Origin of the sequence: Ureibacillus thermophilus, assembly GCF_004331915.1 — a bacterium.
GTDB lineage: Bacteria > Bacillota > Bacilli > Bacillales_A > Planococcaceae > Ureibacillus > Ureibacillus thermophilus.
In genome coordinates, this window is the sequence record NZ_CP036528.1 from 1,413,295 (window position 1) to 1,430,023 (window position 16,729).

Here is a 16,729-nt window from a genome sequence, read left to right on the forward strand (position 1 = left end):
GATGATTTATTAACAAATTGTGAAGATATACTGAATTTTAATATTATTGATTAACTTTTTACTTGATGTAATTGCAAGTTAGGTATACAGTCTTGAATGGATGTTTTCACTAAATGTGCATTGCAGTTGGAATGACTAGAATGTGCCAATCATGTTGGTGCTCCGAATAGAGGTGGTTTGGTTGAACATTCAGCCAATGAAAGCGCTTGATGAATTTCTCCGAGTAATTCAAGTGGAAAAAAACTTTTCTGTTCACACGGTGAAAGAATATGAACGAGATATAATGCAGTTCATCGAATTTTTGAATTTGGAAGGAATTGAAGACTTCAAAGAAGTGGAGTATTTGCATGCGCGGCTTTTTGTAACAAAGCTTTATGAAGAAAAAATGTCCAGGGCGACAATTTCTAGAAAAATTTCTTCAATCCGTACATTCTTCCGTTTTCTGAATCGGGATTATGGCATGGATGCATCACCCTTCCTATCTTTATACCATCCAAAAAAAGAAAAATTATTGCCTCATTTTTTTTATGAAGATGAACTGGCACAGCTTTTTGAAGCAAATAAAGGAGAAGATTTAAAATCTATCCGAAATATGGCGATATTAGAATTGTTGTACGCTACAGGCATCCGCGTCAGTGAATGTGTTGCCATTGAATTGGATGATATAGATTTCCATTACTCTATTCTCCGGGTGATGGGAAAAGGCCGGAAGGAAAGAATAGTTCCCTTTGGACAATATGCACATGATGCTTTATTGAAATATGTTAATGAAGCCCGGCCGATTTTAATGAAAAACAAAAAACATAATCGATTGTTTGTAAATTTGCGTGGTGGAGAACTAACGGACGATGGTGTTCGTTATATTTTAAATGAAATGATTCAGAAAGCGAGCATGCATACAAAGATTTATCCTCATATGCTGCGTCATACGTTTGCTACGCATTTATTGAATAATGGAGCAGATTTACGGTCAGTGCAGGAAATGCTCGGACATGCAAATTTATCCTCCACTCAAATTTACACCCATGTGACAAAGGAACACCTGCGAAGTACTTATATGAAGGCGCATCCGAGAGCATAATGGTAAGGAGGGATAATAAATGGAAATGCATGCTACTACAATATTTGCCATTCATCATAAAGGCAGATGTGCAATGGCTGGCGACGGGCAAGTCACATTAGGAAATTCTGTGGTGATGAAACACACCGCAAGAAAAGTAAGAAAACTATTTAACGGGCAAGTATTGGCCGGTTTTGCTGGTTCGGTCGCCGATGCATTTACGTTATTTGAAATGTTTGAATCAAAATTGAACGAATATAGCGGCAATCTGAAAAGGGCAGCGGTCGAAGTGGCGAAACAATGGCGGGGAGATAAAATTCTTCGTCAATTAGAGGCACTTTTATTAGTTATGGATAAAAATACGCTGCTATTGATTTCAGGTACCGGTGAAGTAATAGAGCCAGACGATGGCATTCTTGCAATTGGTTCCGGCGGGAATTATGCCCTTGCAGCTGGAAGAGCTTTAAAACAGCATGCAGGAGAGCAGATGACAGCCGAACAAATTGCAAAGGCGGCTCTGACTATAGCAGCCGATATTTGCGTGTATACAAACCATCATATTATTGTGGAGGCGCTAGACGAATGACAACACTTACGCCAAGACAAATTGTTGAACAGTTAAACAGATATATCGTAGGCCAAGATGCTGCAAAAAGGGCTGTAGCCATTGCGTTAAGAAATCGATACCGAAGATCTCTCCTTAATGATGAATTAAAAAATGAAGTCATTCCAAAAAATATTTTAATGATAGGACCTACCGGTGTTGGGAAGACAGAAATTGCTCGGAGAATTGCAAAACTCACAAACGCTCCCTTTGTAAAGGTAGAAGCGACGAAGTTTACAGAAGTAGGTTATGTCGGCAGAGATGTGGAATCGATGGTTCGTGATCTTGTCGAAGCCTCTAGAAGACTTGTGAAAGAAGAAATGATGGAAAAAGTAAAAGACCAAGCGGTGCAACAAGCGAACGAAGCATTGGTAAAATTACTTGTTCCATCTAAAACAAAAACCAAAATGACACAAAATCCATTTGAAATCTTCTTTGGTGGTCAAAAAACGGAAAGCGCATCGGATTCCCAAGATGAAGCGGAAATCCGCATGAAACGTTCCAAAGTAAAGGAAGATTTATTAGCCGGTAAATTGGAAGAAGAATGGGTTACAGTGGAAGTGACTGAACAAAACACCGCATTCCTTGACATGATGATTCCAGGAATGCCGGAGCTGGGTTCAAGCGGCATGCAAGATATGCTATCAAGCCTTGTGCCAAAGAAAACGAAAAAACGACGCATGAAAGTAAAAGATGCCCGCCGTGTTTTAACGATCGAAGAGGCGAACAAGCTGATCGATTCCGAGGAATTGGCCCAAGAAGCCATTAAACGGGCAGAACAATCGGGCATTATTTTCATTGATGAAATTGACAAAATTGCCAGTCGTGGCCAACATTCTTCTGCTGATGTATCCCGAGAAGGGGTACAACGAGATATTTTACCGATTGTGGAAGGTTCAACGGTACCTACAAAATATGGACCAGTTAAAACGGATTATATGTTGTTTATTGCTGCCGGAGCTTTCCATATGTCAAAACCAAGCGATTTAATTCCGGAATTGCAGGGCCGATTCCCAATCCGTGTGGAATTGGAGAAGTTGACAAAAGAAGATTTTGTCCGGATTTTGAAAGAACCGGATCAATCTCTCATATTGCAATATAAGGCTTTGCTTGAAACAGAAGGCATTTCCGTTGATTTTTCCGATGATGCCATTGAGCGGATTGCTGAAATAGCAACGGAAGTGAACCAACAAACAGACAATATTGGTGCAAGAAGATTGCATACCATAATGGAACGTTTGCTGGAAGAACTATCTTTTGAAGCTCCAGAAATTGCACCGACGCATGTGCAAATTACCCGTTCCTATGTCGATAAAAAACTCGGCGAGATTTCAAAAAACAAGGATTTGTCGCAGTTTATTTTATAAAAGATGGACTATAGAAGAAAAAATATTTTCTAGAATACCAATGATTATTATTAAACCCTAGGAGGATATTATTATGGATTTGTTAACGAAAACAAGAAAAATTAACGCATTATTGCAGAAAACAGCAGGAAAACCGGTAAATTTCAAAGAGATGGCGGATACATTAGGAGAAACTATTGATAGCAATGTATTTATTGTGAGCCGTAAAGGAAAATTATTAGGCATCTCCATTCATCAAAAAATTGAAAACGAACGAATGAAAAAAATGTTGGAAGAACGTCAATTCCCAGAAGACTATACAAAAAGTCTTCAAGAGATTACGGAAACTTCGCCAAATATTGATATCAATAGCCAATACACAATTTTCCCAGTTGAAAACCGTGACATTTTCAAAAATGGTTTGACAACAATTGTGCCAATCATCGGTGGCGGTGAACGCTTAGGAACTTTAATTTTAGGCCGTTTAGAGGAACGATTTGGCGATGACGATTTAATTTTAGCGGAATATGGTGCGACAGTAGTTGGAATGGAAATCTTGCGCGAAAAAGCGGAAGAAATTGAAGAAGAAGCGCGCAGTAAAGCAGTTGTGCAAATGGCCATCAATTCACTTTCATATAGTGAATTAGAAGCTATTGAACATATTTTTGAAGAACTTGATGGTAATGAAGGGTTGCTCGTTGCATCCAAAATTGCAGACCGCGTCGGCATTACCCGCTCTGTGATTGTAAATGCATTGCGTAAACTTGAATCAGCAGGTGTCATCGAATCAAGATCCCTCGGTATGAAAGGGACTTATATTAAAGTATTAAATGATAAATTCTTAACTGCTTTAGCCGAAATTAAAATGAAGTAATTTAAAACATACTAAGATTAGTAGTACAAACCAAGGCCAAGGTTTGTGCTACTATTTTTTATAGTAGAAGTGAAGAAAAGTCGACCAGCCTCAGGGATTTTTAGAAGGTGAAATCAATCATACACGAAGAGATTTTGAACAATTACATAAGCGAATAGTAGATATTACATCACTTGATGACCAAGCACCAGACATTGTATTTGAAGCAACAGGTGTTTATTCAAAACCGATGGAAGCATTTTTAAAAGATTACGGTTATGCATATTATCCCCTTGAAGCCAACTGACAAATGGCGAAGATGCGTCGGCATAAAACCGATATAAGCGATGCTCATGAATTCGCCAAAACACATTTTAAAATGGAGAGAGAACCAACCTATATCCAAGATGATTATTATGAGCAGATGCGGGCATTGACACGTTATGATGATGAAATTGATGAAGAAATGATTTTATTAAAAAATCGTATGCATTCCATTTTACAATTGAGTTTTCCAGAATTAGAAAAAATACTGACACCAAATTCTGCACTATTTTTAAATATAGTACAACGATCCCCACACCCAACACTTGTTTTAGCTCACTCTAAAACTGTCATGAAGAATCGCCTAAAAGCGAATACAAGAAAGAACCTTTCTTTAGAACGGGCAGAGAAAAAAGCAATTGCTTTATTAGAAGCTGCTCAAAATAGTGATCCAGCGATTGAATCTACCGATGTGCGATGTGAACAAGTCCGTGATTACGCAAATCGAATAGCAGAATTAAAGGATAAAAAAGAAGCACTTGTCCAACAAATGATTACTTTATCAAAAGATCGAAAAGAGTATATTGTTTTACGTTCCATCCCTGGTATCGGTGATTCTACTGCTTGTAGATTAATTGGGGAAATGGGTGATATTCGTCGCTTTCAAAATGCTAAACAATTGAATGCTTATGCGGGAATTGATATTATGCGCTATCAAACGGGGAATACACAGTATCATGATCGTATTAATAAAAGAGGTAACAAACACTTGCGAAAGCTTTTATATTTTATGGTGTGTGCCATGATTATGAAGAAGAAAGATAAACCGAATCATTTTGTAGATTACTATTATAAATTAAAAACACAACCTCAGAGAAAGCCTCATAAGGTTGCGATTATCGCCTGTATCAATAAATTTTTAAAAGTGACGTTCCAGTTACTGACACATGGCATTTTTTACGATTATGAAACTGCCTTAAGTTAAATAATCGATTAACTACACTATACCATAAATGACCTTTCGAAAAAATTAAGGCTCTTTTCTAAAAAATTGTTGCTAATAACCTCAATAAATGTTTACCAAATTTTTTCAAAAATAATGGTATAATAAATCTGGGAGTGATGATTATGTTAAGGTTAATATCGGTAATCATAACGATACCCTTAGTAGCCATTCATTTCGCCATTCTATACTTTTGGGTTTTCGATTGGCGAAAATTGGTTACACAAGTGGGCTTAATAAGTTGGATTTTCTCAATTATATTGGGTATTTTCGTCTATTTTGCTTATCGAAAGTTCATTAAAAACCAAAAATTTACTGTTGTCAGTAGAAAAGTATTATTCAGTTCAACTTTAATGACCATCGTTTTAGGTGTTCTTACGTTAGTCATTGAAGTAATTACAAGGTCAATGCCTTAGGAGGGGATTGATTTATGCACTCCTTCTAATTGTTTCAACAGTTGTAAAATTTACTTGTTGGCAAGAGGCAAGGAACATTTCTTTCGCTTATTCTTTTTTCGGTATCTTCTTATTCAATTCAAGAAAACGATGCCAGAATAAGTAGTTATCAAGGTATTTCGTTGCTACACCTTGAAACCTATCCATCCACTTTTTCAAACGAGTATGATACCCGTTGACGTGTTGAATATGGTAAATTCCTTTCTTTGTATAGACACCTTTACGAACATTAATGGCTTCGTGTTGTAATCCCTTCATCGTAGCGAATTTTTTATAGTTGGTTGCTGTATCTGTGCATAGCAAAGCAGAGGTGTCAATATGTTTTCCTAACACCTCATCAATTTCCATAGCCGTAACACGACCTCTTCCTACCATTTGGGAAAGGATTTGTCCGTTTCTATCGTGTGCAACTACCACACAAATTTGTTCTTTAGAAATGCCACGTTTTTTGGCTACACCGCCACGTTTACGAGCCTTTCTGTGAGCGATGAACTTTTTGCCTTTTTCACTTTCTAAAAAGTAAGTTTCATCGCTTTCCACGATTCCCTTTAGTGTTGGATGACCAAGAGAACGAATCGCATATAGAATTTTGTGTCGCCAATAAAAGGCAGTTGAAATGTGAATATGAAGTTCTTCCGCTATCTTTGGCAATGTGTAGCCTTTCACCATCATCTCAAAGTATTTCAGCCATTTATGAGGGTATCTTGTTCCTGACAATGGGCTACCTGTCATATCGTTGAATGACTTCCCACAATCTTTACATAGATACCGTTGGCGAGAACGATATCTCCCATTACGTTTAACGGACATACTTCCACAGTGAACACACGCTAATCCTTTAGAAAAGCGAGTTTCACGAACCTCTCTGACCATTTTTGAATGTCGGATTTTGGCTCTGGAAACAAGTCCTTTTTAATGGCTCTAAATAATTCCAACTGTTCTTTCTTTGGAAGTGTATAGAAGTCTTGGTAAACATCGTGCCAAGCCATTGCCATACGGAACACCCTTTCTACCTTTTATGACTCTATTGTACATAATGTCCTATATAGCAACAATCTATACGAAAATAGCCAAAATTAAAAATCGTTAGGTCTTTTTGGCATACCAAAATTTAGTTGTAGTTGTGAGGGGGTACCCCCTCACAACTACAACTAAATTAAAAACATATACAAATTAATAAAATATACTTGACTGATCGAAAGAAGAGGCTGGGACATAAACAAAAAATTAAAGGGGCAGTTGAAAGAGTTTTGATAAAAAATTGAACTAACGAAAAATTGATTGGAGTGACGGGGCGACTCCTGCGACGAGCCCTCTCGAGACCACGAGGAGCGAAGGAATGAATCAGAGGAGAGTCTAGCCGGGCCCGCGGAAAGAGTCCCCCGAACGGAAATCAATTTTTAATAACATATCAAAAAAGAGGCTGGGACAAAACTAGCTTCTAGATAGGAAAAAGGAGAATTTGAGCCAACTCAAATTCTCCTTTTTCCATTTATCCCCATTATTTTTGGTTAGTTGATCTTTGTTGGCCGTGTATTTTCGTAAATTCACGGCCATTAAGGCAATGCCCATTTCATTTTCCACTTTCGATTTTCCTCGAACGGAAAATCGAGTGAAACGCAAATTAGCCTTCAAGAATCCAAAAACTGGTTCTACGTCTATTTTACGTTGACGGAAAATAGAACCAGCTTTTTCTTCTGAAAGCTTCGCTCTTACATATTCTTTTTGTTGTTCCCATTTTTCATTCACCATGACCTTTCGGTGATTGCCTTCCTTTGCTTTTGTACATGATGAACGAAATGGACATCCTGAACAGTTTTCACATTCATAGATTTTCAATTCTCGTTTGAAACCGGTCTTATCTGTACGTACAGAACGATAACGGAAGGTTACTCGCTGCTGATTTGGACAAATGTAGGTATCACTTTCTTCGTCGTACATCCAATTGTCTGGATGAAATGGATTTTGTTTATATTTCTTCTTTTGTTCTTTCTCATACATGGTATATGGAATGAGTGCCTCACATTTTCGATTCGAAAGGATGTCTTCATAGTTTTGTTCACTACCATAACCAGCATCTGCGACAATATACTTTGGCAACGGAAAATAATCCTTTTCTATCTTATTCAAGAACGGAATTAATGTACGTGTATCAGTAGGATTTGGAAAGATGCTATAAGCTAGTGCGTATTGACCTTCTGTTGCGATTTGTACATTGTATCCAGCTTTCAATTGACCGTTTTTCATATAGTCGTCTTTCATTCGCATGAACGTTGCATCTTGATCTGTTTTGGAATAACTGTTCCGTTCCCCCAAGATGTCCAAGTCTTTTTGGTATTTTTGTTTTCGTAGAATGAAGTCTATTAATTGTTTGTACGCTTGTTTTGGATATTTTCGTTCGCTTCTTAATGCTTTTCGTTCTGTGGCATCGGGCGATGTTTCTATCTTTTGGTCATATTCCTTAATGACTTCATCGACTTGTTGCACCATTTGAGCGAGTTCTTCAACGGACAGTTCTCCCTCATTTTCCCGCTCCATTTCAGGGATGATTTCTTTTTCTAATAGTTCGTTGTATAACTGATTGGACTTTTCAATTAAGTTTTGGTTGTATTTTTCAATGGATTTCTTCCATACGAAAGTAAATTTATTGGCATTCGCTTCAATCTTCGTACCATCGATAAAAATGGCTTCTTGATCGATTAACTTTTCTTCCACCAGTTGGCAACGGAATTGGACAAAACATTGACGAATTAATTCTTTTACTTCCGGATGCACACGAAAACGATTGATCGTCCGATAACTTGGTTCATATCCTTGTGCCAACCACATCATTCGTATACTGTCCTTTAATAGCGCTTCAATTTTTCGACCTGAAAAGACAGACTGCGAATAGGCACACAAAATAATTTTTAGCATCATGCGTGGATGATAAGCAGGACAACCTGTATTTCGAAGAAACGGCTGGAAGGCTTCATCTGGAATACTTTCAACTAAATGGTGAATGTGGAAGGCAATATCATTTTCTTGTAATTTTATTTCTAAATCTAGAGGCAAAAGCTTTGACATGTGTTGAATCAATAAAGGCAACAGATGCATCCACTAATCCTTTATTCATCGCTTCTTTTAAAATACGATAAAAAATCTGTTCAAATAAATCAGTACCTTGAAAACGACGAACATAATTCTTGCCGAACGTTGAAAAATGAGGAATTTTCTCTGTGAAACCATATCCTAAGAACCATCGATACGCCACGTTGGTTTCAATTTCTTTGATCGTTTGACGCATGGATCGAATACCAAATAAATACTGCACAAAGACCATTTTAATGAGCACAACAGGATCAATACTAGGCCTTCCGTTATCTAGGCAATAGGTATCTTTGACAAGATCGTAAATAAAATCAAAGTCTATGGCTTGTTCAATCTTCCTTACCAAATGATCTTCTGGAACCAATTGATCAAGAGCCACCATTTCCAATTGATTTCGATTATTGTCTGTACGCTTCGATAACATCCTAAATTTCCCCCGTTAACCAAGAATTCTATCCCTATTATACAAAAAAAGCCTGTAGATTTGGCCACTAGTTAGGGACTTTGTCTACAAGCTGAAAAAAACATCATTTCTCCTTGGAGAAAATGATGTTTTTTTAGATTTGTCCCAACCTCTACTATTTATGGCGTAAATTCTATGAATGATCAATTTTTTTAACTCATTTTTTATCAAAATAGTTATATCAATATATTATTAGGATTGTACAAGTTTAAAATCTAAATCGATTATCCAACAAATTCTTTCTACTTATTTTTCACTATATGAATAGTTAAAATATACTTTTTAGAACTATATGATTATTTTTTTTTATCTATAATAGTATTTGCAATATAAAATGTTGGGAGGATTATTGTCGAACTATCACTTTTGGTATTGGAAAATGTATTTTTTACAAAATTATTGTTGAAAAATTGATTCGGAATGACTATTAAAAAGTACCAAAAGACGATAGACACTGAGAATTATCTTCTTTACAATTGATACTAGTATTGAGTAAGTATTTAAGGAATCTTACAACAATGGAAAATAAAGGGGGGGACGGTATGAATTTGTTTGACGGAGCTATAAGCAATTTAGAATATGGATTAAAATACGCAACCTTGAAAAATAAAACTATTGCCCATAATATTGCTAATGTCGATACTCCCAACTACAAGGCAAAAGATGTAAGTTTTAAACAACTATTGGCAGAAGAAAATGAAAAACAAATCAGTGCTTACAGAACAGATGAAAGGCATTTTGATTTCGTTATAAAACAAACGGCTCCTTCTGTTTATAGTTATGAAAACTTCCAATATCGCCATAACGGAAACGGTGTAGATATAGATAAGGAAATGTCGGAGTTGGCTAAAAATACGATTTATTACAATTCGCTCATCGATCGTATAAATGGTAAATTTCAAACGCTTAATACGGTCATTAAAGGAGGGAAATAAAGATGTCAATATTTTCTAGCATGAATACAACTACTTCCGCTTTAACGGCGCAACGCTTGCGTATGGATGTTATTTCTTCCAATATTGCTAATGTTGATACAACTCGCGCAAAACAAGTAAATGGCGAATGGGAACCATACCGTCGTAAAAGCGTAACCCTCACTGCCAATGAAGGAAAGTTTTCATCCTTTTTGAATAAAGCGATGGGAAAAAGAGAAGGTGTTGGAAATGGTGTAAAGGTAACAAAAATCCAGGAAGATACTGAAACACCATTTAAACTCGTTTATGATCCAACCCACCCAGATGCCAACGAGGACGGATACGTAGAAATGCCGAATGTGGATTTATTAAAAGAAATGGTGGATTTAATTTCCGCATCTCGTTCCTATGAGGCGAATGTGACAGTGTTAAACGCCAATAAAGCGATGTTGATGAAAGCCCTAGAAATAGGTAAATAAAACGAAAGGGATGAAATAACATGGCGATCAATGCTGCAAACTTTTCCACCGCGGTTCAATCTTTGAACAGTGGAAAAGATATTTCCAATAAACAAACACCTATTGAAGCGCAGAAAAGTTTCGCAAATACATTAAAAGAAGCAATCAACAAAGTAAACGATTATCAGATGCAATCAGACAAACTTACAAATAGGCTAATACAAGGTGATCATGTTGAATTGCATGAAGTGATGATTGCGGCGCAAAAAGCTAGCATTACGCTGAATGCTACAGTCGAAATTCGAAATAAAGTAATTGAAGCTTATCAAGAAATTATGCGAATGACTGTATAATCTGCGGTTACCAATGGAATATAAATTGTTAGTGTATTCAATAGTACCGGAGGATTTATAATGAATGATCGACTTAAAAAAATAAAAACCGACACTATCAACTTTTGGAAAAGTCGGACTAAACGACAAAAGGGTGCAATGATTGGAACTTTAATAGGAGTTATTGCGATAGCTGCTATTATTACATACTTCGCCACTCGAACAAAGATGGTTCCATTGTTTACCGAACTATCTGCAAAAGAAGCTGGAGAAATTGCAGAAATTTTAAGTTCTCAAGGAGTTACATATGAAATTGCTTCAGGCGGGACGAATATATTAGTTCCGGAAGAACAGGTGGATGATATTAAAATTTCATTAGCTGCACAAGGTTACCCAGGATCTGGCGATATTAGTACGACATTTTTTACAGAAAACGCTGGATTTGGCATGACGGATAATGAATTTAACGTCATCAAACAAGCAGCCCTTGAAACGGAGCTAGAAAATCTCATTAAGAAAATTGATGGGGTAAAAGATGCAAATGTGATGCTCTCTTTGCCGGAAAAAGGGGTATTCATTAACCAAAATACAGAGGATCAAGCTTCAGCAGCTGTCGTTATACATACTGAACCAGGATATAAATTTACAGAAGAACAAATCAAGACTCTCTATAACCTAGTTGCGAAAAGTGTTCCAAATTTGAGCACAGATAATATTACAATTTCCAATCAATATTCTGAATACTATGACTTAGAATCTGCATCTGGCGGTTCTATCAACACGGTGGAAGGTCAGATGAACGTGAAGAAATCTATAGAGCGTGACTTAGAACGTCAAGTACATAAAATGCTCGGAACAATGATGGGTCAAGATAAAGTTGTAGTATCCGTTACAACAGATATTGACTTTAAGCAAGAAAACCGAGAAGAGAATTTAGTTGAGCCAGTAGACGAAGAAAATATGGCTGGCATTGAAATCAGCGCCCAACGGATTACAGAAACATATTCTGGAATGGATGGAGCTACTGGACCAACGGAATTAGGTGATGCAACAGATAATGCAACAGGATATCAAGAAGTAACTAGCGGTAATGGCGATTATGAACGAATCGAAGAAACAATCAATAACGAAGTCAATCGCATTAACCGGGTTATTCAAGAAAGTCCTTATAAAATTCGAGATATAGGAATTCAAGTCATGGTTGAACCACCTGTTCCGGATGATCCAACATCACTTTCTGATACGGTTGTTGATGATATTGAACAAATTTTATCTACAATTGTTCGCACTTCCATCGATAAAGAAGCTGCTGGTGAATTAACGGATGAGGATATTGAAAATAAAATTGTTGTTTCTGTACAACAGTTTTATGGAAATGATGCATCAAAAATTGAAGAAACACCAGTGATTCCATGGTGGATTTGGGTTGTTGGAGGTATTTTAGCAGCAGCCATTATTCTTCTAGTTGTATACATTATTCGTTCAAGAAGACAACGTGAAGAAGAAGAAATAGAAATTATTGAAGAGCAAAAAGAAATACTTGTGGATGATATTACGGAAGAAAAAGAAACAGAAACAACAGTCCGACGTAAGCAACTTGAAAAAATGGCAAAAGAAAAACCGGAAGACTTTGCAAAATTGTTGCGTACATGGATTTCTGAAGATTAACGGATTGGGGGTTCGACTGTGTCTAAGAAAGAAAGAAGGTTAACTGGAAAACAAAAAGCTGCATTGCTTTTAATTTCAATGGGTCCGGAAGTTTCTGCCAATGTCTATAAACATTTAACAGAGGAAGAAATCGAACGGCTTACCCTTGAAATTTCAGCAGTGAAAAAAGTTGAACCTGAGGTAAAAGAACAGATCATAGAAGAATTTCATAATATTGCTCTAGCACAAGACTATATTTCACAAGGTGGGATCGGCTATGCTAAAACCATCTTGGAAAAGGCGTTAGGTCCAGAACAAGCTCAAAACATCATCAATCGCTTGACCTCTTCATTGCAAGTGCGACCTTTCGACTTTGCTCGAAAAGCCGATCCATCTCAAATTCTAAACTTTATTCAAAATGAGCATCCTCAAACGATTGCGCTCATTTTATCCTATTTAGAGCCTCACCAAGCAGGCGTCATCTTATCTTCTTTGCCGCAGGAATTGCAGGCAGATATTGCAAGAAGAATTGCTACCATGGAATCAACATCGCCAGAGGTAATAAGTGAAATTGAAGCTGTTTTAGAAAGAAAATTATCATCTACTTTTACCCAAGATTACACCGAAACGGGCGGCATCGATGCAGTGGTAGAAGTATTGAATGGTGTGGATCGACAAACAGAAAAAACGATTCTCGACGCTTTGGAAATTCAAGATCCAGAGTTGGCTGAGGAAATCAAAAAACGCATGTTTGTATTTGAAGATATCGTAACGCTTGATAATCGTTCTATCCAGCGTGTTATACGTGAATGTGACAATGAAGATTTGCTGCTTTCAATGAAAGTAAGCAGCGATGAAGTGAAAGAAATTTTATTCCGCAACATGTCGCAGCGTATGGCCGAAACATTTAGAGAAGAATTGCAAATTATGGGTCCTGTCCGCTTGCGTGATGTAGAAGAAGCGCAATCAAGAATTGTTTCAATCATTCGTCGTTTAGAGGAAGCAGGAGAAATCATAATTGCTCGAGGTGGAGGAGATGACGTCATTGTCTAAGATTATCCGTTCGAGCGAAGCAATAGAAAAAAAGGATGGGGCGGTTAGAATTGAAATTCGTAATTTATTTACTACACAATTTGCTACCGATAATCTAGATGTTGTAGACGGAGAAGAGCAAAACCTTTCATTAGATGATATGCTTCAAGAACGAGAGCGCATTCTGAGAGAAACAGATCAAGAAATCAATGCAAAGCGGGAAGAATTCGAACAGTACCGCCAAGCCGAGTTGGAGAAAATCGAAAGGTTAAAGCAACAATGGGAAGAAGAAAAGATTCTTCTTCAAAAGGAAGCGTATGATGAGGGATTCCAACAAGGCTACGAAGAAGGTATGAAAAAAGCCTTGGCTGATATGGAAAATACTTTGAAACTTGCAAATCGAACAGTAGAGAATGCAAGTATCAATGCTCAAAAATATATTGAAGAACAGGAACACGTCATTTTAGATTTAGCGTTGAAATCAGCAGAAAAAATCATCGGTGCATCTATTGAAAAAGACGAAAATTTATTCCTTTCGATTGTTCGCCGCGGGTTGAAAGAAGCGCGGGAAAGCAAGGAAATTAAGCTTTATGTGCCCCCAAAATATTATCAGTTAGTTAGTGATAACCGTGATGAACTTGCGGTAATGTTCCCACCAGATATTCCGTTTTGTATCTTTGTTAATGAAGATATGGATGATTTGGATGCTTATATTGAAACAAATCACGGTAGGATTGTTTTATCTATTGATGAACAATTGAAAGAATTACGTTTAAAGCTTAGCGAAATTTTAGAAAGTAGGGACTAATTTTATGAAAGCTGCTGACTTAATTGATCGTATACCTGCCATTGATACTTTTAAAAAATATGGAAGAGTTACGAGAGTTGTTGGCTTGTTAATCGAATCCCAAGGGCCGGAATGTTCCATTAACGACGTATGCAAAATACATGTCCGTACGAAAAATGGCCATGAAGTCATTATGGCGGAAGTTGTTGGATTTAAAGATGAATATGTAATGTTGATGCCTTTTACTTCCGTAAGGGAAATTTCCATTGGCTGTTTAGTGGAAGGAACAGGAAGCCCGTTGGAAGTGAAAGTTGGTCCCGAATTAATTGGAAAAGTGCTAGATTCGCTAGGCAATCCCTTTGATGGTTCGCAGCTTCCAAGAGGGCTTGTTTCTGTGCCTACAGAAAACGAACCGCCCAATCCCTTGCATCGCCCACCTATAAGTGAACAACTTGAAGTGGGAGTAAAGGCCATCGACGCGATGTTAACAGTGGGGAATGGCCAAAGGGTAGGGATATTTGCTGGTTCAGGTGTAGGAAAAAGTACTCTTCTTGGAATGATTGCACGAAATACTCGAGCCGATTTAAATGTTATTGCACTCATCGGTGAACGAGGAAGGGAAGTAAGAGAATTTATCGAACGGGATCTTGGAGAAGAAGGATTAAAACGTTCGATTGTTGTGGCGGCAACCGGTGATCAGCCTGCGTTAATGCGTATTAAAGGAGCATTCACTGCTACGGCTATTGCAGAATATTTCCGTGATCGTGGGATGAATGTCATGTTGATGATGGATTCTGTTACCCGGGTGGCCATGGCGCAGAGGGAAATTGGATTAGCAACGGGGGAACCTCCTGCACAAAAAGGTTATACCCCTTCAGTCTTTTCCATTTTGCCTAAACTTCTTGAAAGAACAGGGACAAGTATGAAAGGAAGCATCACAGCCTTTTATACTGTACTTGTAGATGGAGATGATATGAACGAACCTATTGCCGATGCAGTGCGGGGGATTTTGGATGGCCATATCGTGTTGGACCGCTCTCTAGCAAACAAAGGGCAATATCCTGCGATTAATATCCTAAAAAGCGTCAGCCGATTAATGAATTATATTTCATCTGAAGAGCATGTAAAAGCTGCTGAAAGAATTCGAGAATTGTATTATACATACGCCAAATCAGAAGACTTAATCAATATTGGAGCTTATAAGAGAGGTACATCGAAAGAAATAGATGAAGCAATTTACTACGAACCACTTATTACCAAATTTTTAAAACAAGGATTTAAGGAAAAAGTGACGTTGGATGAAAGTGTGAATGAACTAATTGCATTGGCAAACGGGGGTGGTAAATAATAATGGTTCAATTTACCTATCGTTTTGAAAAAGTATTGACTGTTCGAGAACAAGAAAAAAAACAGACGGAAGCTGCCTATAATGAAGCAGTTCGTTCCTTTGAAAAAGTTGCGACCAAATTATATGAATTATTAAAGAAAAAAGAAGATTTAATCAATTACCAAAACGAACGTTTAAAAACGGGGTTAACGGTGGATGAAATTCATCATTTTGCAAAGTTTATAGATAGTTTGGAACATGCCATCGAAGACGTGCAACAAAAAGTCAATCAAGCTCGAGCAAAAATGCAATGGTATGAACAAAAATTAATAGAAAAAAACTTGGAAGTACGTAAGTATGAAAAAATGCGGGAGAAAGATTTCAGCGCGTTTCAAGAGGAACAAAATCGCATAGAGGCACAATTCTTAGATGAGATTTCCTCCCTTATGTACAACAAGAGAACAATTTAGGTGATTTTATGGCGAACGTTAATAAAAAAACGAAAAATGAAAAGACAAAAGATGTGGTGGACGAAAAATCACCAGGTTTTTTTCAAAAATTATTTGCTTGGGTGATTATTCCGCTGTTATTTGTCATTGCCATTTTGCTGGTCATTGCTCAATTTACGAACACAAATGTATTTGAAAAAGCAACGGAAGTATTGCCGAACAACAGTGAGGAAGAAGCTAAAGGTTCAGAGGAAATGGAGAAGAAAATCGTTGAATTGAAAGCGGAAATTCAAGAGAAGGATGCCCAAATTGAAAAACTCCAAAAAGAGTTGGACGATGCTTTAGCCGAAAATGAAAATCAAAAAGCGATACAAGAACAATTGCAACAAAAAATACAAGAACTGGAATCTGGGCAAGAAGAAGCGAAAAAAGATTTAAAAGAGATTGTAAGTACATATGAAAAAATGCCTGCCAAAGCTGTAGCTCCGATTATTGTGCAAATGAGCGACGAACAGGCGGTGGAAATTTTATCGAATATGAAGCCGGAAACTCTTTCAGCTGTTTTAGCAAAAATGGATCCGAAAGATGCTGCACGATATACAGAATTATTATCAACAAAGGAGAATAGAAGTTCAAATTCTTAAG

At 37.2% G+C, this 16,729-nt stretch carries 16 protein-coding genes and 2 pseudogenes; 15 read left to right on the forward strand and 3 right to left on the reverse strand.

The annotated features are described in order from the left end of the window. The first annotated feature begins 196 nt into the window (after positions 1 to 196). The 6 genes from xerC to DKZ56_RS06995 all read left to right on the forward strand — a co-directional run bounded on the left by xerC (position 197) and on the right by DKZ56_RS06995 (position 5,546). Entirely contained in the window at positions 197 to 1,081 is an 885-nt protein-coding gene (xerC, locus tag DKZ56_RS06970; RefSeq protein WP_208652191.1) for a tyrosine recombinase XerC, read from the forward strand. Positions 1,082 to 1,100: 19 nt separating this feature from the next. After that, positions 1,101 to 1,646 (forward strand): ATP-dependent protease subunit HslV, encoded by a 546-nt coding sequence (hslV, locus tag DKZ56_RS06975; RefSeq protein ID WP_208652009.1) that lies wholly within the window; start codon positions 1,101 to 1,103, stop codon positions 1,644 to 1,646. Further along, entirely contained in the window at positions 1,643 to 3,031 is a 1,389-nt protein-coding gene (gene hslU / locus DKZ56_RS06980; RefSeq protein ID WP_208652010.1) for an ATP-dependent protease ATPase subunit HslU, read from the forward strand. Before hslV ends, hslU begins: the two co-directional genes overlap by 4 nt. Before the next feature lie 73 nt (positions 3,032 to 3,104). Then, a complete protein-coding gene (gene codY, locus DKZ56_RS06985) occupies positions 3,105 to 3,884 on the forward strand; it encodes a GTP-sensing pleiotropic transcriptional regulator CodY (protein WP_208652011.1) in 780 nt (259 codons plus the stop codon). 289 nt (positions 3,885 to 4,173) lie between these two features. Continuing rightward, positions 4,174 to 5,112 (forward strand): IS110 family RNA-guided transposase, encoded by a 939-nt coding sequence (locus DKZ56_RS06990; protein ID WP_245989611.1) that lies wholly within the window; start codon positions 4,174 to 4,176, stop codon positions 5,110 to 5,112. A gap of 143 nt (positions 5,113 to 5,255) precedes the next feature. Further along, a complete protein-coding gene (locus tag DKZ56_RS06995) occupies positions 5,256 to 5,546 on the forward strand; it encodes a hypothetical protein (RefSeq protein WP_003354235.1) in 291 nt (96 codons plus the stop codon). Between the two features lie 12 nt (positions 5,547 to 5,558). Here DKZ56_RS06995 and DKZ56_RS07000 read toward each other — a convergent pair. The 3 genes and pseudogenes from DKZ56_RS07000 to DKZ56_RS07010 all read right to left on the reverse strand — a co-directional run. Continuing rightward, positions 5,559 to 6,580: pseudogene (locus tag DKZ56_RS07000) on the reverse strand (IS1595-like element ISBsm2 family transposase). A gap of 439 nt (positions 6,581 to 7,019) precedes the next feature. Beyond that, positions 7,020 to 8,651 (reverse strand): IS1182 family transposase, encoded by a 1,632-nt coding sequence (locus tag DKZ56_RS07005; RefSeq protein WP_208652192.1) that lies wholly within the window; start codon positions 8,649 to 8,651, stop codon positions 7,020 to 7,022. Further along, positions 8,608 to 9,099 (reverse strand): annotated as a pseudogene (locus tag DKZ56_RS07010) (transposase); the annotation flags it as partial. The pseudogene DKZ56_RS07010 and the gene DKZ56_RS07005, both read right to left, overlap by 44 nt. 581 nt (positions 9,100 to 9,680) lie before the next feature. Between DKZ56_RS07010 and flgB the strand changes: the two are divergent. The 9 genes from flgB to DKZ56_RS07055 are packed head-to-tail and all read left to right on the forward strand — an operon-like array spanning position 9,681 to position 16,728. Then, positions 9,681 to 10,073: a flagellar basal body rod protein FlgB gene (gene flgB / locus DKZ56_RS07015; RefSeq protein ID WP_208652012.1), complete on the forward strand. Its 393-nt coding sequence runs from the start codon at positions 9,681 to 9,683 to the stop codon at positions 10,071 to 10,073. A gap of 2 nt (positions 10,074 to 10,075) precedes the next feature. Beyond that, a complete protein-coding gene (gene flgC / locus DKZ56_RS07020; RefSeq protein WP_208652013.1) occupies positions 10,076 to 10,531 on the forward strand; it encodes a flagellar basal body rod protein FlgC in 456 nt (151 codons plus the stop codon). 20 nt (positions 10,532 to 10,551) lie between these two features. Beyond that, positions 10,552 to 10,863 (forward strand): flagellar hook-basal body complex protein FliE, encoded by a 312-nt coding sequence (fliE, locus tag DKZ56_RS07025; RefSeq protein ID WP_208652014.1) that lies wholly within the window; start codon positions 10,552 to 10,554, stop codon positions 10,861 to 10,863. A 60-nt stretch (positions 10,864 to 10,923) separates the two neighbouring features. After that, the gene (fliF, locus tag DKZ56_RS07030) at positions 10,924 to 12,510 is read left to right on the forward strand and encodes a flagellar basal-body MS-ring/collar protein FliF (RefSeq protein ID WP_208652015.1); all 1,587 of its coding nucleotides are present in this window, start codon (positions 10,924 to 10,926) and stop codon (positions 12,508 to 12,510) included. An 18-nt stretch (positions 12,511 to 12,528) separates the two neighbouring features. Then, positions 12,529 to 13,542, forward strand: coding sequence for a flagellar motor switch protein FliG (gene fliG / locus DKZ56_RS07035; protein ID WP_208652016.1), 1,014 nt, complete (start codon positions 12,529 to 12,531; stop codon positions 13,540 to 13,542). Further along, positions 13,526 to 14,329, forward strand: a complete 804-nt coding sequence (fliH, locus tag DKZ56_RS07040) for a flagellar assembly protein FliH (RefSeq protein WP_208652017.1) — start codon at positions 13,526 to 13,528, stop codon at positions 14,327 to 14,329. The genes fliG and fliH overlap by 17 nt, the downstream gene beginning before the upstream one ends. A gap of 4 nt (positions 14,330 to 14,333) precedes the next feature. After that, the gene (gene fliI, locus DKZ56_RS07045; protein WP_208652018.1) at positions 14,334 to 15,656 is read left to right on the forward strand and encodes a flagellar protein export ATPase FliI; all 1,323 of its coding nucleotides are present in this window, start codon (positions 14,334 to 14,336) and stop codon (positions 15,654 to 15,656) included. A gap of 2 nt (positions 15,657 to 15,658) precedes the next feature. Then, on the forward strand, positions 15,659 to 16,105 hold the full coding sequence (gene fliJ, locus DKZ56_RS07050) for a flagellar export protein FliJ (protein ID WP_208652019.1): 447 nt from the start codon (positions 15,659 to 15,661) through the stop codon (positions 16,103 to 16,105). Between the two features lie 8 nt (positions 16,106 to 16,113). Beyond that, positions 16,114 to 16,728 (forward strand): MotE family protein, encoded by a 615-nt coding sequence (locus DKZ56_RS07055; RefSeq protein ID WP_208652020.1) that lies wholly within the window; start codon positions 16,114 to 16,116, stop codon positions 16,726 to 16,728. Position 16,729 lies beyond the last annotated feature (1 nt).

Bases quoted from the DNA above. Each gene is read 5' to 3' on its own strand.
- xerC (WP_208652191.1), top strand. From the start codon at position 197: ATGAAAGCGCTTGATGAATTTCTCCGAGTAATTCAAGTGGAAAAAAAC.
- hslV (WP_208652009.1), top strand. From the start codon at position 1,101: ATGGAAATGCATGCTACTACAATATTTGCCATTCATCATAAAGGCAGA.
- hslU (WP_208652010.1), top strand. From the start codon at position 1,643: ATGACAACACTTACGCCAAGACAAATTGTTGAACAGTTAAACAGATAT.
- codY (WP_208652011.1), top strand. From the start codon at position 3,105: ATGGATTTGTTAACGAAAACAAGAAAAATTAACGCATTATTGCAGAAA.
- DKZ56_RS06990 (WP_245989611.1), top strand. From the start codon at position 4,174: ATGGCGAAGATGCGTCGGCATAAAACCGATATAAGCGATGCTCATGAA.
- DKZ56_RS06995 (WP_003354235.1), top strand. From the start codon at position 5,256: ATGTTAAGGTTAATATCGGTAATCATAACGATACCCTTAGTAGCCATT.
- DKZ56_RS07005 (WP_208652192.1), bottom strand. From the start codon at position 8,651: ATGTCAAAGCTTTTGCCTCTAGATTTAGAAATAAAATTACAAGAAAAT.
- flgB (WP_208652012.1), top strand. From the start codon at position 9,681: ATGAATTTGTTTGACGGAGCTATAAGCAATTTAGAATATGGATTAAAA.
- flgC (WP_208652013.1), top strand. From the start codon at position 10,076: ATGTCAATATTTTCTAGCATGAATACAACTACTTCCGCTTTAACGGCG.
- fliE (WP_208652014.1), top strand. From the start codon at position 10,552: ATGGCGATCAATGCTGCAAACTTTTCCACCGCGGTTCAATCTTTGAAC.
- fliF (WP_208652015.1), top strand. From the start codon at position 10,924: ATGAATGATCGACTTAAAAAAATAAAAACCGACACTATCAACTTTTGG.
- fliH (WP_208652017.1), top strand. From the start codon at position 13,526: ATGACGTCATTGTCTAAGATTATCCGTTCGAGCGAAGCAATAGAAAAA.
- fliI (WP_208652018.1), top strand. From the start codon at position 14,334: ATGAAAGCTGCTGACTTAATTGATCGTATACCTGCCATTGATACTTTT.
- fliJ (WP_208652019.1), top strand. From the start codon at position 15,659: ATGGTTCAATTTACCTATCGTTTTGAAAAAGTATTGACTGTTCGAGAA.
- DKZ56_RS07055 (WP_208652020.1), top strand. From the start codon at position 16,114: ATGGCGAACGTTAATAAAAAAACGAAAAATGAAAAGACAAAAGATGTG.